Genomic DNA, 14,096 nt, shown 5'->3' with positions numbered 1-14,096 from the left:
AGGCCCGCGCCATGGCCGACGACCTGCTCGTCATCATCCCGACCCGAGGCCGCCCCCAGGCCGTGCCCGAGCTTGTTGCGGCGTGGGATGAGACGGGGGCGACCGCGGACCTGCTGTTCGCCGTCGACACAGACGACCCCGAGCTCGCCGCGTACAAGAAGCACGCCGCCGCTCTGAAGGGCGACGGGCGGTTCCGGTTCACGTTCGGCAAGCGCAGGCGGCTGGTGGGCACCCTCAACGCCCAGGCCGTGAAGGCGGCCAAGTCCTACCGGTTCCTGGCGTTCCTGGGCGACGACCACCGGCCCCGCCCGGCAGACCGGCCGTGGGACGAACGCTTCCGCGAATGCCTGTCCGGCGGGCCCGGCATCGTCTACGGCAACGACCTGCTCCAGGGCGAGAAGATGGCCACCGCCGTCGCCATGACCTCCGACATCGTGCAGACCCTCGGCTTCATGGCACCGCCCGCCATGGAGCACCTGTGCGTCGACCTGGTCTGGGTCGAATGGGGGCGCGGCATGCAGCGGATCACCTACCTGCACGACGTCGTCATCGAGCACCTGCACCCCGCCAACGGCAAAGCCGACAGCGACGCCGGGTACGAAGAGGTCAACAGCGGCGAGCAGGTCGCCAAGGACTCCGCCGCCTACTACGACTACCGCGACAACGGCGGCCTCGACGCCGACCTGGAGAAACTGCGGAAGCTCGTCGAGGAGCACTGATGCGCGTTCTCCTCACCGGGGCGTCCGGGTTCGTCGGCCGCCACCTGCACCGTGCGCTCGCCGACCGTGGCGATGACGTGTTCGCGATCGACCTGCGGCCCACGCCCAGAGTGCAGGCCGGGGACGCGCTCGACTTCTTCCGTCACGACGACACCCCGTTCGATCTCGCCATCCACTGCGCGGCGATCGTCGGCGGCCGGGCCAGCATCGACGGCAGCCCCCTAGGCGTCGCCACCAACCTCGCCCTGGACTCCTGGTACATGCGGTGGCTCATCCGCACCGGCACCCCCCGCGCCGTGTACTTCTCCAGCAGCGCGGCGTACCCGGTCGCGCTTCAGCAGCCCGGTGACGTGCGGCGCCTGTACGAAGAGGACATCAACCTCCAGTACATGGACGAGCCCGACGCCACCTACGGCTGGGCGAAGCTGACGGGGGAGAAGCTCGCCACCTACGCCGAAGCCGAAGGCTGCCGCATCCTCATCCCGCGCCCCTTCTCCGGGTACGGCGAGGACCAGGAGCCGTGCTACCCGTTCCCCGCGTTCATCCAGCGGGCCAAACGCCGCGACGACCCGTTCGAGATCTGGGGCGACGGCAGCAGCACCCGCGACTGGATCCACGTGGACGACCTCGTCGGCGCCACCCTCGCACTCCTCGACGCCGACGTGACCGGACCCGTCAACCTCGGCTGGGGACGCGCCACCACCTTCGACGACCTCGCCAACATCGTCACCGCGACCGCCGGCTACCGGCCCCAGTACAAGCACCGGCACGACGCACCCCAAGGCGTCCACCACCGCGTCAGCGATCCCAGCCGGATGCTCAACCACTACGTGCCCACGATCACGCTCGAAGAAGGCGTGCGGCGGGCGCTCAGCAGCTGACGGGAGGCGCCTCGTGAACGCCGTACAGCAGCTCGCCTACCGCCACATCCCCAGCTTCAGGCGCGAGGCGGGCGACCTCTACAACCTGTACGCGGCCGTGCACTCGCGGGCCTACGCCGCCCGTATGCGCTACCTCCACAAGCGCGGACGCCACGGACGCGGCACCCCGCACAGCATCGACCCGCGCTGCACGTGGTGCGGCACCCCGATCACCTGACCCACGGAAGGCCCGCGCCCATGGCTTCCCCTGTCCCTGACCTGCCCCTGTGGGCATGGAACCTGATCATCGCCGTACAAGGCCACGAGGAGCACCACGCTTCTAGCGACCAGTGCCTGAAGGGTGTCCTCAACGCCATCCCCGTCGACGTCCGCTCGCAGGCCGAAGCAATCGCCGCCTACATTCAGCAGGCGCGCGGCAACGAAATCGCCGACAAGGCCGCCAAGACGTGGAGCGACCTCATGGACGCGTTGCGCCCCGCGAAGAGCGCCGGACCCGGATCTCAAGGGGAAGCGCCGTGACGATCGACACCAGCAAGACCGAAGCACGCAGACGGCGTGGCGCCGACATCGAGATCATCGACCGTGGAAGCGGTGACCCTGTCCTCGTTCCGAGCGCGGTCCGCATCAACGGCGTCGACATCCCCATCCCGTCCGGCACGAAGATCCGGGTGCACGACATCAGCGAAGACGAAGCCGTCACCGTCACCCTCACCATGTTCGCCCGCCGCATCGTCATCGCAGCCGAAGGAGATCTGTGATGCCGGCCTACCTCGTCATCCACCCGCGAGAGCAACGGCGTGACGACCTCCGACTCTCGGGCGACGACATCACCCTCCGCTTCGAAGCCGGCTGGGCCATCTTCGCCGACAGCGAAGGAGACTGCCTCGCCATTCCCTGCGGGCAAGGCGCCAGCATCCAACGCGACGACGAGCCCCTGCCCGAAGGGGAACTAGCGGGCAGCCCACCAGCGTTGAACAAGTAGGACCCCGGCGAGTGCGCTAACACTCCCGGGGCGTGGCCGACCCTGATGCGACAGGACCGACATGACCAACGCTACACGCGTCTGCGACCGCTGCGGCGCCGACATCAGCGCCCTGCACGGCAACGCCCGCCGCTGCAAGGCCTGCCCCACACGCAAGCCGCTGGGTGCAATACCCGACCGTCCCTGCGAGATCTGTGGCACCGTCTACACCCCGAAGCGGCGAGACTCCCTCTGTTGCTCACGCGCCTGCAACGGGCTCCGCTACAACCGGCTCTACGCCGCCCAGCAGAAGTCCGCAGAGCCAGAACGAACCTGTCCCGGTTGCGAGAGCACCTTCAAGGCGTGGCGGATAGACCAGAAGTACTGCACCCCAGAGTGCGGCAACCGCCACCGTGCACACCGCGCTTACCAGTACGCCGACCTCTCCGGCAGGCCATGTCAGCGCTGCGGCATCGTCTTCACACCGAAGCAGTCCACCTCCGTGTTCTGCTCTCGTCTCTGTAGCCGACGCGTCTCCTACGCCCGATACCGGCCGCAGCGTGTCGCAGCCGCCGTGGCCTGGGCCCGCGCCAACCCCGAACTCCGCGCAGCCATCGCGGCGCAGTACAAGGCAGCCCGACGCGCCTGGGAGAAGCTCAACCCCGACAGCGTCGGCGTCGCCAGCAGGGACTGGCGCGCCCTCGTCCGCCACTACCGCCACCGGTGCGCCTACTGCGGCGGCAACGAAGGCGGCATCCACATGGACCACGTCATCCCACTATCCCGCGGAGGCCGGCATGCCATCGGCAATGTCATCCCCGCATGCCAAAGCTGCAACCTGTCCAAGGGAGCCAAGCTCGTCGCCGAATGGAAGCGAGATGAAGCCACATGGTCGCCGGACGTGAAGCAACCCCCGGAGACGCCGCTGCCACTGAGCGCCTGATGCGCTACTGGGCCGAGGGCCCAGGGGCAGCCAAGATCGCATGGGGATCAGAGGGGGACTTCGAGCGCTGCCGAGTCCAGCTGGGGAAGTACGTCAAACCCGGGCGGATGCTCGACGGGCTGTGCTCCAACCTCCACAAGCGCGCCACCGGAGAACGCCCCGGACCCAACGCGCACGGCGGCAAGGACAAGGACTGATGCCCAGCCAAGGCCGACGCACCGCGCCCCTGCCGAAGGGCTGGCACCGCACACGTGCCCGCATCCTCAAGCGGGACGGCCATGTGTGCCAGTGGCCGCTCGCTGCCGGCGGCCTGTGCGGTGAGCCAGCCAACCAGGTGGACCACAAGGTCGGCGCCGCCCAGGGCGTGGACGACCACAGCGAGACGAACCTGTGGGCGCTCTGCCAGTGGCACCACGACCAGAAGACGGGGCGTGAGGCGTCGGCTGTCGCCCACGCCAAGCCGCCGAGGGCGCGGCCTGCCGAGGCCCACCCGGGTCTCCTGTCGTAGGTCACAGAGCATTGGCCATGGCTTGCTCAAGAATGGGCTGCCTGCCTGCCTGCCTGCCTGCCTGGCCGGCGGCGGACGAGCGCACACCATGATCACGCACGGGTGATCATGGTGTGGCAAGTCGAAGATCGCATGCGTCGATCCTGGATGATCACCCCCTGGGGGGCACCTCCAAGATCACTCAGATCCCCGGATCGGGCACGTTAGCTTCCCGGGGTGCGCGTGACTCTGGGGATCTGATGATCATGGGCTGACCTGCGGGTTCGCTGCTGGGGCGCCGCCGGCCTCTACGGTTCATCGCGCGTCACAGACTCGCATCAGCCCAGGTCAGATGGCAGATTGCCGTCACACACGCCTGTAGACTGGGGTCATGGAAACGAAGCGTTGCGACAACTGCCGGGAGCACCTCGGTGCTCGGCATGCCCACAACGCGCGCTTCTGCTCGGGCCGTTGCCGCATGGCTGCCCACCGGGCGAGGCAGAGGAAGTCGGATTCGGTGCCGGCCGCGATGGCGCGTCGTCGCCAGTGGGTCCGGTACAGCGATCGCAAGGTGCCGCTGTCGGCCCGCGGTCCGAGGCGGTCGCCGGCCTCATCGACTGACCCTGCAACCTGGAGTTCGTACAGCGCGGCCAAGCGGTCGACGGCGGGGGTGGGCATCGGCTTCGTCCTCTCTCCAACGGATCGCCTGGTGTGCATCGACCTCGACCACGCCCTGGCGGATGGTGTGCTGGCGAGCTGGGCTCGGGACATCGTTGACCGGCTACCGCAGACGTACATCGAGGTGTCGCCGTCCGGCACGGGCCTGCACATCTGGGGCTACGGAAGTGTGGGCCGGGGCCGGCGCATCCGACGCGGGGAATCTTGTGTCGAGGTCTACGACCGTGGCCGCTACATCACAGTGACGGGCGAGCCGTTCGAGGGCGCTGCGTCTTCTCTGGCCGACATCTCGAAGGTGCTCGACGACTTGCTGTGAGGGGGTGCCCCTGATGGCTGGTCGCGGGATGGCACCGAAGGTGACTCGTTCACGCGCCCGGGACTCGAAGGCCCGGGAGGCGGAGCTGAACCGGGTCGAGGACGACGATGAGGTTCGCGGCCCGGAGCTCCCCGAGGGGGTTCTGCCGGATCAGGAGTCGTGGCATCCGCGCACCGTGCAGTGGTGGGAGACGTGGCGCCGGTCGGCGCAGGCGCAGGTGTTCATCGACACCGACTGGGACTTCCTCCTCGACACGGCTCTTCTCCATCACGTGATGTGGACCAAGGGGCGCTGGGAGTTTGCGTCTGAGGTTCGGTTGCGGGCGGCGAAGTACGGGGCCACTCCAGAGGATCGGATGCGATTGAAGCTGAAGATCGAGACTCCGGCGGACAAGGCGGCTCCCGCAGAGACGCCGCGGTCGACGTCGGATCGGCGGAAGAACCTGCGGATTGTGAGCGAGGACGCCAGCTGAGGGGGTGCCATGCCGTGGCGTGGTCCCCAGTACGAGGGCGAGTTCCCGTCGCTCGGGCATCAGATCGTCGAGCACATCGAGGAGTACCTGTGCCACGGCCCTGGCGACGTTGTCGGCGAGCCGATCGAACTGGACGATGAGTTCTACGCGTTCATCGTCAAGGTGTACAGGCTCGACCCGGAGACGGGTAGGCGCGTGTACCGGCGCGCGTTTCTGTCCCGGGCCAAGGGGCGGGCGAAATCGGAGATCGCCGGGATGCTGGTGTGCGCGGAAGCGCTGTTCCCGGTGCGGTTCGATGGCTGGGACGCCCACGGGGAGCCAGTCGGCCGGCCTGTGAAGTCGCCGTTCATTCGCTGCCTCGCCACGGAAGAGGGCCAGTCGGGCAACACCTACGACAACGTGTCGACGATGCTCGAGTACCTCATCGAGCACCACGGCGACGACTTCCCCGGTATCGACATCGGCAAGTCGGCGCAGTCGTCGAGCCGGATCATCCTTCACCACCAGCGGGGCGAGATCACGCCGTCGACGGCGTCGTCCGCGGCGAAGGACGGCGGTAAGGAGACCTTCGCGGTCTTCGACGAGACCCACCTGTACGTGCTGCCCGAGTTGCGGCGCATGCACAGTACGGTGCGGCGGAACCTGCGCAAGCGCAAGGAAGCCGAGCCGTGGTGCCTAGAGACGTCGACGATGTACGAACCGGGCCAGGACTCGGTCGCGGAGGCGACCCACACCTACTTCAAGGCCATCAAAGAGGGCCGGGTGCGGGATGCGGACGCCGCCGGCTTGCTCTTCGACCACCGGCAGGCAACGGACGGCATTGACCTCGCGGACCGCGATGCCCTGCTGGCGGGCCTGAAGGAGGCATATGGGCCAGCGGCGGCCTGGATGGATCTGGACGGCATCATCGCCGAGATCTGGGATCCGCAGTCCTCGCCCTCCGACTCGCGCCGGTACTGGCTGAACCAGCCGGTCGCCGCGGAGGACGCGCTACTGGACCCGGGGGAGTGGGCCAAGTGCGTCTCTGACGAGCGCTTGAAGGACGGCGACGAGGTCACGCTCGGGTTCGACGGCGGCAAGACCGATGACGCCACCGCGTTGGTCGCGATGCGTATCTCGGACCGCCTGGTGCAGCCCCTTGGGATCTGGGAGCGCCCGGAAGGCCCTCTGGGGAAGAACTGGGAGGTCGACCGTAAGCAGGTCTCGGACTTGGTGGCGCATGCGTTCGGCAGGTTCCAGGTTCGGGCGTTCTTCGCGGACGTCAAGCTGTGGGAGTCGTACATCGACGAGTGGGGCGAGACGTACCGCGATGAGCTTCTGGTGAAGGCCTCGGCGCGGTCGCTGATCGGCTACGACATGCGCGGCCATCAGCAGGAGTTGACGAAGGCTACTGAGGCGCTGGTGCAAGCGGTCATCGACCGGAAGATCCTGCACACCGGTGATCAGGTCCTGAAGAGGCATGTGGGGAACGCGCGGCGCCGCCCCAACAAGTGGGGTGTGTCGTTCGGTAAGGAGTCGCGGGAGTCCCCGAAGAAGGTGGACGCCTTCGCGGCAATGCAGCTGGCGGATATGGCCAGGCGCGCTCTGCTGACGTCTCCGGACTGGTCTAAGAGGCAGAAGAAGCGGCAGCGCACTGGGCGCGTCCACGGGTTCGCGTGAGCGGGGGAGGGGGCGCGCTGTGCCGTTGATGGGCAATGACGACGCGGTGTCGACGGCGCGGCGGCTGCTGAAGCTGCGGGAGGTGGAGCAGCCGCGGCTGCAGCGGATCGCCGACTACATGGCCGGCAAGCATGCGAGCGTCTACGTTCCTGCTGGGGCGCGTGCCGAATACCGGTGGCTGATCGAGCGGGCGAAGGTGAAGATCCTGCCGCTGGTCGTCACGGTGGTCTCGCAGAACATGTACGTCGACGGCTACCGGCCGAAGGGCTCGGACGACAATGCTTCGCCGTGGCAGGTGTGGCAGGCGAACCGGCTGGATGCGCGGCAGCACGGCGTGCACCGGGCTGCGCTCACCTACGGGGCCGCCTACGTGGTGGTGATGCCGGGCACGCCGGTGCCAGTGATCACTCCGTTCTCGCCGCGGCGGCTGACAGCGCTGTACGCAGACCCGGTCAACGATGAGTGGCCGATCTATGCGATCGAAGACCGTGTGGAGAACACGGCGAAGGGCCGCCGTCGGGTAGTGCGGGTCTACGACGACCAGGCTCGGTACACGCTGGTCGGCAACGTCGACGGCTCCGGGCTGAAGCTTGATGAGAACGGCGTGATGCGGCACGACCTCGGCGTCTGTCCCGTAGTTCGCTTCGTGAACACTGACGACCTTGACGGCGACGGTGTGATCGGTGAGGTCGAACCACTGATCGACGCCCAGGACCAGTTGAACATGACCACGTTCAACCTGCTGATGGCGCAGCAGTACGCGGCGTTCAGGCAGCGGTGGGTCACCGGCATGGCGCCCCCGCAGGACGATGAGGGCAACCCGATCGAACCGTTCCGGTCTCGAGTGGACGGTCTGTTCGTGGCGGAGGACGCCGACACCAAGTTCGGCGAGTTCAGCCAAACCGACCTGAAGGGCTACCTGGACAGCCGGGAAGCCACGATCCGCCACATGTCGACTCTGTCGCAGGTGCCTCCCTATCACCTGCTCGGGCAGATGGTGAATCTCTCCGCGGAGGCCCTGGCCGCCGCACGAGACGGCCTGGACCGGAAGATCGACGAGCGAGAGTCGCTGTTCGGTGAGGGCTGGGAGCAGACGCTGCGTCTGGCCGGCCTCGCGGCGGGCGACCGTTCCGCCTGGGAGGACACTGCCGCTCAGGTCGTATGGCGTGACACCTCTGCCCGCTCCCTGGCGCAGACCGTAGACGCGCTCGGAAAGCTCGTCACAATGCTCGGCGTGCCACCGCAGGAACTGTGGGAGAAGATCCCTGGTGTCACACAGACCGACGTGGAGCGCTGGAGGGCGACGGCTGAGCAGGGAGACTCGCTGGGGCGCCTGAACGGCATCATCGAGAAGCAGATGAGTCAGCTTGAGCCTGCCTCGGCCCCGGACCCGCTTCCGGATCTGGTGCTCTGATGGCAGGGCCGGAGGCCCCGCAGAGGTACCGGCGCGTACAGGCGCTCGCTGCAGCGCGGCTGGCTCAGCAGGTGCTGCGGGTGTGGCGCGAGCTGATGAACCCGGCGAAGGTCGATGCCTCGTGGCCGGCGGTCCGTGCCGCGTTGTTGCCGCTGGTGCGTGAAGCGCGTGGGCAGTCGGCGGCGTTGGCCCGGTCCTCTTACCTGGATGCTCGACGGGATGCCGGTGTCGGCGACGATTTCACCCCCGAGGGACCGCTGCCTCTGCTGGTGCAGCGGCTGGAGCGCGCCCTCGATGTGACCGGACCGGTCGAGTTCAAGAAGGCGATCGCCGCGGGCAAGACGCCGCAGCAGGCGATGGATGCTGCCGCAGTACGCCTGGTCGGTAGCACCCAGTACCTTGCGCTGGAAGGCGGCCGTCAGGCCATGCAGCGGTCGATCGAGGCCGACGAACGGGCGACCGGCTGGGCGCGAGTCACGGACGCTGACCCGTGTGCTTGGTGCGCGATGCTCGCCTCGCGGGGGCCGGTGTATAAGTCGGCGAAGACCGCGGGAGACCCGCGACAGGGCGGCGACCGATACCACGATCACTGTGGGTGTCAGGCATGGCCTGCCTTCACCAACGACGAGCCGTTCATCGGTGTCGCCGAACAGCTCTATGACGACTGGCTGCGGACAACGCGAGGCCGCGGCGGCAAGCACGCCGTCAACGCGTTCCGTCGCTGGTGGGAGTCCGAGGGCAGGGCCGCCTACACGGCACCCGAACGCCCCTGATTCCGAGCAAGGCACCGCACGGTGCTGCCTTCTCGCACTGAAGGCGCCAGCCGACACGGCAGGCGCCTTCTTGCGTTCCCCGAAACCGCGTCCGCCGGCAGGGCGGCGCACCCGACATGGGAGTCCATCAATGTCCGAGAACACCACGGAGACGGCCAGCGGCACGCCGGCGGTCCCCACCCCCGCGGAAGCAGTGGCCGCAGGGCAGATCCCCGCGCAGGCGGCAACGTCTCAGCAGCAGCCCTCCCACGGCAAGGCCAGCGAGGGCAAGGCCGAGGTCACCGACTGGGAGGCCGAAGCACTGAAGTGGAAGGCCCTGTCCAGGCAGCACGAGCGCCAGCACCTCACCGCGCTCGGCTTCAAGTCGAAGGACGAGATCGACCAGCTGCGCGAGGCGGCTCAGAAGTACGCCGAGTTCGAGGACACGCAGAAGACCGAACTCCAGCGGGCCACCGAACGGGCCCAGAGCGTCGAGCAGCAGCTCGCCGACCTGCAGGCCACGAACGCCCGCCTGATGGCGGCCGCCACGCACAACATCCCGCCGGACCTGATCGACCTGCTCGGCTCCGGCAGCTCCGACGAAATCAACGCCCGCGCGGAGGCGCTCGCCGAGCGCCTCAAGGCTGCCTCACCCGCCGCCGCCCCGGCACAGCACAGGCCCGTCGAGGCCCTCACGCCGGGCGCAGCAACGGCCTCCGGGACGGCCACGACCAGCCCGGACGAATGGATCCGGCGAATGGCCGGCCGCTAACCACGTTCACCGCAGCACCGGAATCTCCAGCACGGGGCCGGGGTCGCTGCACTTTCGAGAGGAGACCCCGTGCCTTACAACTCGCTCATCAGCCGGGACGCCAGCAACGACCCGCTCGTTCCGGAGCCGGTGTCCGCCGACATCATCCAGGACCTGCCGGGCGCCTCGGCGCTGCTGCAGCGCGCCCGCAGGGTGCCGATGTCGTCCAAGACGCAGCGCCAGCCCGTCCTCGACGTGCTGCCGCTCGCCTACTTCGTCGGTGGCGACACCGGTCTGAAGCAGACCACGTCGCAGGACTGGAAGAACGTCGACCTCGTCGCCGAGGAGATCGCCGCGATCGTCCCGATCCCGGAGGCCTACCTCGACGACGCCCAGATGCCGATCTGGAACGAGGTCCGGCCCCGCCTCGTGGAGGCCATCGGCGCCAAGCTCGACGCCGCAGGTCTCTTCGGGCTGGACAAGCCGTCGACGTGGCCGGCGGCCGTCTACCAGTCCGCGGTCGCGGCGGGCAACACCGTCATCTCCGGCGCCGGCGTCGACTTCGCCGTCGACGTCGCGGAGGCCGCCGGCAAGGTGGCTGCGGACGGCTTCGCGGTGAACGGCTTCATCAGCCGGCCCGGCCTGACGTGGAAGCTGAACACCATGCGGTCCGAGCAGGGTGTGCCGATCTACCAGCCGAACCTGCAGGGCCAGCTGGGCGGCACCCTGTACGGCTACCCGATGTCGGAGCTCACCAACGGCGCCTGGGACATGTCCGAGGCCGAACTGCTGATGGGTGACTGGTCGAAGGCCATCGTGGGCGTGCGTCAGGACATCAGCTTCAAGCTGTTCACCGAGGGCGTCATCTCCGACGACGACGGCAAGGTCGTCCTCAACCTGATGCAGCAGGACTCCGTCGCCATGCGCGTGGTGATGCGGGTGGCGTTCGCCACGGCCAACCCGGCGACCCGCCTGAACACCAACTCGGCGACCCGTTCGCCGTTCGGAGTGGTTCAGGCGACGACCGCCGCGTCCTGACCGAGCGCGGTCGGCAACCTGCACGGGTTGCCGGCCGCCAAAAGATCGGAGACCGTCGTGCGGGTTCTGGCGATGCTGCACGCCTATCCACCAGCCCACAATGCAGGAGCCGAATGGGCGGCTCACAGCATGCTGCGGGAACTCGCACGTCGGGGTCACGAAGTGGACGTGCTGCTGTCAAAGCCGGCGGCGGCGGACTGCGAGTACTCCATCGACGACGTGCGGGTTCACCCGTACCGGGGCAAGGCCGATCCATCGCCGTGGATGCGTGGTGAGCGCCGAGTCAACGTCATCGTGACGCACCTCGAGAACACTGCTCGCGCCTCCGTGCTCGGTGAGCTGAACCGCATTCCAGTAGTGCACCTGCTGCACAACACCTACGAGAAGTCGAAGTCGTGGCTGGTGAAAGGCTCGCCTTCCCTCATCGTCTACAACACTGAGTGGATGCGGGCAGACGCCGAGGCATGGTGGCGCGTGCACCGGGGAGACCGCCCCATGCCGTGGGGGATCACCGTGCACCCGCCCGTCGCCGTCGACGACTACAAGGCAACGCCGGGAGACTCCATAACGCTGATCAACCTCACCGCGGAGAAGGGCGCCAAGGTCTTCTACGCGCTGGCGGAGCGGATGCCCAAAAGGAGATTCCTGGGCGTGATCGGCGGCTACGGGGAGCAGATCGTGCGGGATGACCTGCCGAATGTGGAGATCGTCCCCCACACTCCCGGGGACCGCATGGCAAAGGATGTGTACGCCCGCACCCGGGTGCTGTTGGCGCCTTCCGTGTACGAGTCCTACGGTCGCGTGGCCGTCGAAGCCATGTGCAGCGGAATCCCGGTCGTCGCACACCCCACTCCGGGGCTCATGGAGTCGCTCGGCGAGGCAGGCATCTTCGCGGACCGTGACGACATCGACGCCTGGGAAGCTGCGGTAAAGCGTCTGTTCTCTCCCAAGGTCTATCCGAAGGCGTCAAGGGCTGCCGCAGCCCGCGCTGCCGGGCTTGACCCTGCAGCCGAACTCGAGTCATGGGCGGTCGCGATGGAGGGGGTGGCGAAGCGTGTTTCCCCTCGCTAGCTTGACGGACCTGTCCGATCGGCTCGGGCGTCCCTTGCTCGGTCAGGAAGAGGCCAGGGCTCAGGTTCTCCTAGCCGACGCTTCAGCGAAGGTTCGCCGTTTCACCAGGCAGGACTTCACGCGAACCGACAACGAGACCGTGGTCGTGCGTGCCCAGCAGGGCGAGATCCGCCTACCGAAACGCCCCGTCATCGATGTCGCTCAAGTTGTGGCGGTCGGCTCAGGCGGGGCACCGGATGTGCCTGTCGTCGGTTGGCAGTGGGACGGACTCGACATCGTCCGAGTCGTCGCCGACTCCCCGGTCATCAACCTGTCAGAGGACTGGCGAGATGACGGCGACGCCTACCCGGGCACCTACCGGATTACCTACAGCCACGGTGACCTGGCCGTCCCCGATGACGTGGTAGCTGTCGTGGCCCGCATGGTCCTTCGCACCCTGACCGCGCCCACTGTGGCCGGCGGCGTGACCGGCGAGACGATCGGACCGTACAGCTACCGCACTGACGGCTCAGGCGTCGGAACAGGCGTGCTAATGACGGATGAGGACCGGCGAGAACTCAGAGATGCCGGGTACCGGCCGACGGCTGGCATGTCGATGGTGAGGTACCGGTGACGGGTCCGCTGAACATCCTGGTTCGAGTCCACGCCTACCCGCCGGATCACAACGCCGGCGCCGAATGGGCGCTTCACGAGATGCTCCGAGCTCTCGCCGGTCGGGGACACCGAGTGACGGTGCGGCTGTCCCGCTCGGGAGGGAGTCGCGACACCTACTGTGTTGATGGCGTTCAGGTGGTTCCGCACTCGGCGGGAGCCGACCGCCTCTTCGCCAAGGCGGTCCCGCGTGCGGACGCCGTGATCAGCCACCTGGAGTGCGTTCCCGAGTCGGCCAGCCTGGCCCGCGGCTACGGGGTGCCGCTGATCGTGGTGTGCCACAACACGTTCGACCTGACATGGGCTCCGCTGCGAGCGGGCTCCTGCGCGCTGGCGGTCGTCAACTCGCAGTGGATGCGCGTGAAGGCCGCCGCTGCCCTCGGTGAGGGGCGTCGCCCCGACCGAGTGCTGGTGGTTCGGCCGCCGGTCTGGGCGAAGGAGTACCGGACGACACGCGGCGACTGCATCACCCTCATCAACTGCACACTCGGAAAGGGCGCCCACGTACTTGCGGCACTCGCTCAGCGGATGCCAGAGCGCAAGTTCCTTGCAGTACGGGGTGCCTACGGGGAGCAGCAGCCTCCCAACCTGCACAACGTGCTGGTCCTGGACCACGTTCCCGGGCGGCAGATGCGTGACGAGGTGTACTCCCGGACCCGTCTTCTGCTCATGCCGTCCGACTACGAGTCGTGGGGACGCGTCGGGGTGGAGGCCATGGCCTCCGGCATTCCCGTGCTGGCACACCCCACCGACGGCTTGCGAGAGTCCCTCGGCGACGCCGGTGTCTTCTGCGAACGCGACGACCTCTCGGCATGGCAGGCGGCTATTGAGCGGCTCGACCACGAGGGGTCCTACAGGGATGCCTCGCGGAGGGCCGTCGCGCGCTCCAAGGCGCTCGATCCGACGAGTGACCTCAATGCCTGGTGCGACGCCGTGGAGGGGGTGACGCGTGCACGAGCTGCCGCACGGTGAAACCGTCACCATCGTCCGGCCAGGCGAGCCGACGGAGGACTCCTACGGTAACGACGTACCGGGAGAGCCGACAGAGATCCCGGTACCCGGCTGTGGAGTGGCCCCCCGAGACGGGACGGGCTCAGCGTCGAACGAGCTGACAGACGCTCGGGACACCGTCATCACCGGCCTCACCCTGTATGCGCCCTACGGCACGGACATCCGAGCCACCGACAAGATCCGAGTGGATGGTCGGCTCTACGAAGTCGAGGGCCAGCCGGGAAGCTTCCGCTCGCCCTTCACGGCCTCGACCGGCCCCGTTGTGGTGGCACTCGAACTCGTCACCGGCTGA

At 67.9% G+C, this 14,096-nt stretch carries 20 protein-coding genes; all 20 read left to right on the top strand.

Annotated elements, in window-relative coordinates; genetic code table 11:
- Positions 1-11 precede the first annotated feature (11 nt).
- Positions 12-719, top strand: a complete 708-nt coding sequence (locus ABZ899_RS11365; RefSeq protein WP_361344135.1) for a hypothetical protein — start codon at positions 12-14, stop codon at positions 717-719.
- Positions 719-1,600 carry an NAD-dependent epimerase/dehydratase family protein gene (locus ABZ899_RS11360; RefSeq protein WP_361344132.1) on the top strand — a complete coding sequence of 294 codons (882 nt, stop codon included), beginning with the start codon at positions 719-721 and terminating at the stop codon, positions 1,598-1,600. Before ABZ899_RS11365 ends, ABZ899_RS11360 begins: the two co-directional genes overlap by 1 nt.
- Before the next feature lie 13 nt (positions 1,601-1,613).
- Positions 1,614-1,817, top strand: a complete 204-nt coding sequence (locus tag ABZ899_RS11355; protein ID WP_361344129.1) for a hypothetical protein — start codon at positions 1,614-1,616, stop codon at positions 1,815-1,817.
- A gap of 20 nt (positions 1,818-1,837) precedes the next feature.
- Entirely contained in the window at positions 1,838-2,119 is a 282-nt protein-coding gene (locus ABZ899_RS11350; protein WP_361344126.1) for a hypothetical protein, read from the top strand.
- A complete protein-coding gene (locus ABZ899_RS11345; RefSeq protein ID WP_361344123.1) occupies positions 2,116-2,358 on the top strand; it encodes a hypothetical protein in 243 nt (80 codons plus the stop codon). The genes ABZ899_RS11350 and ABZ899_RS11345 overlap by 4 nt, the downstream gene beginning before the upstream one ends.
- Entirely contained in the window at positions 2,358-2,582 is a 225-nt protein-coding gene (locus tag ABZ899_RS11340) for a hypothetical protein (RefSeq protein ID WP_361344120.1), read from the top strand. The genes ABZ899_RS11345 and ABZ899_RS11340 overlap by 1 nt, the downstream gene beginning before the upstream one ends.
- A gap of 61 nt (positions 2,583-2,643) precedes the next feature.
- Entirely contained in the window at positions 2,644-3,504 is an 861-nt protein-coding gene (locus tag ABZ899_RS11335) for an HNH endonuclease signature motif containing protein (protein WP_361344117.1), read from the top strand.
- Positions 3,504-3,701: a hypothetical protein gene (locus ABZ899_RS11330; protein WP_358739767.1), complete on the top strand. Its 198-nt coding sequence runs from the start codon at positions 3,504-3,506 to the stop codon at positions 3,699-3,701. The genes ABZ899_RS11335 and ABZ899_RS11330 overlap by 1 nt, the downstream gene beginning before the upstream one ends.
- Positions 3,701-4,012: an HNH endonuclease signature motif containing protein gene (locus ABZ899_RS11325; protein ID WP_361344114.1), complete on the top strand. Its 312-nt coding sequence runs from the start codon at positions 3,701-3,703 to the stop codon at positions 4,010-4,012. The genes ABZ899_RS11330 and ABZ899_RS11325 overlap by 1 nt, the downstream gene beginning before the upstream one ends.
- Before the next feature lie 370 nt (positions 4,013-4,382).
- Positions 4,383-4,985 (top strand): DNA primase, encoded by a 603-nt coding sequence (locus ABZ899_RS11320; RefSeq protein WP_361344111.1) that lies wholly within the window; start codon positions 4,383-4,385, stop codon positions 4,983-4,985.
- 28 nt (positions 4,986-5,013) lie between these two features.
- A complete protein-coding gene (locus ABZ899_RS11315) occupies positions 5,014-5,457 on the top strand; it encodes a hypothetical protein (RefSeq protein ID WP_361344109.1) in 444 nt (147 codons plus the stop codon).
- Positions 5,458-5,466: 9 nt separating this feature from the next.
- The gene (locus ABZ899_RS11310; RefSeq protein WP_361344106.1) at positions 5,467-7,116 is read left to right on the top strand and encodes a Terminase; all 1,650 of its coding nucleotides are present in this window, start codon (positions 5,467-5,469) and stop codon (positions 7,114-7,116) included.
- A 28-nt stretch (positions 7,117-7,144) separates the two neighbouring features.
- A complete protein-coding gene (locus ABZ899_RS11305) occupies positions 7,145-8,530 on the top strand; it encodes a phage portal protein (protein WP_361344103.1) in 1,386 nt (461 codons plus the stop codon).
- Positions 8,530-9,303, top strand: coding sequence for a hypothetical protein (locus ABZ899_RS11300; RefSeq protein ID WP_361344101.1), 774 nt, complete (start codon positions 8,530-8,532; stop codon positions 9,301-9,303). The genes ABZ899_RS11305 and ABZ899_RS11300 overlap by 1 nt, the downstream gene beginning before the upstream one ends.
- Before the next feature lie 130 nt (positions 9,304-9,433).
- A complete protein-coding gene (locus ABZ899_RS11295; RefSeq protein WP_361344098.1) occupies positions 9,434-10,054 on the top strand; it encodes a hypothetical protein in 621 nt (206 codons plus the stop codon).
- Positions 10,055-10,123: 69 nt separating this feature from the next.
- Entirely contained in the window at positions 10,124-11,071 is a 948-nt protein-coding gene (locus ABZ899_RS11290; protein WP_361344096.1) for a phage major capsid protein, read from the top strand.
- A gap of 72 nt (positions 11,072-11,143) precedes the next feature.
- The gene (locus ABZ899_RS11285; protein ID WP_361344627.1) at positions 11,144-12,142 is read left to right on the top strand and encodes a glycosyltransferase family 4 protein; all 999 of its coding nucleotides are present in this window, start codon (positions 11,144-11,146) and stop codon (positions 12,140-12,142) included.
- A 1-nt stretch (position 12,143) separates the two neighbouring features.
- Positions 12,144-12,755 carry a hypothetical protein gene (locus ABZ899_RS11280; RefSeq protein WP_361344093.1) on the top strand — a complete coding sequence of 204 codons (612 nt, stop codon included), beginning with the start codon at positions 12,144-12,146 and terminating at the stop codon, positions 12,753-12,755.
- On the top strand, positions 12,752-13,765 hold the full coding sequence (locus ABZ899_RS11275; protein WP_361344090.1) for a glycosyltransferase family 4 protein: 1,014 nt from the start codon (positions 12,752-12,754) through the stop codon (positions 13,763-13,765). The genes ABZ899_RS11280 and ABZ899_RS11275 overlap by 4 nt, the downstream gene beginning before the upstream one ends.
- Positions 13,743-14,096 carry a hypothetical protein gene (locus ABZ899_RS11270; protein ID WP_361344087.1) on the top strand — a complete coding sequence of 118 codons (354 nt, stop codon included), beginning with the start codon at positions 13,743-13,745 and terminating at the stop codon, positions 14,094-14,096. The genes ABZ899_RS11275 and ABZ899_RS11270 overlap by 23 nt, the downstream gene beginning before the upstream one ends.

This window comes from Streptomyces sp. NPDC046859 (assembly GCF_040645135.1).
In the GTDB taxonomy this organism is placed as follows: Bacteria; Actinomycetota; Actinomycetes; order Streptomycetales; family Streptomycetaceae; genus Streptomyces.
Note: the sequence above shows the minus strand (reverse complement) of the source record. Positions and strands in the feature narration are given on the sequence as shown.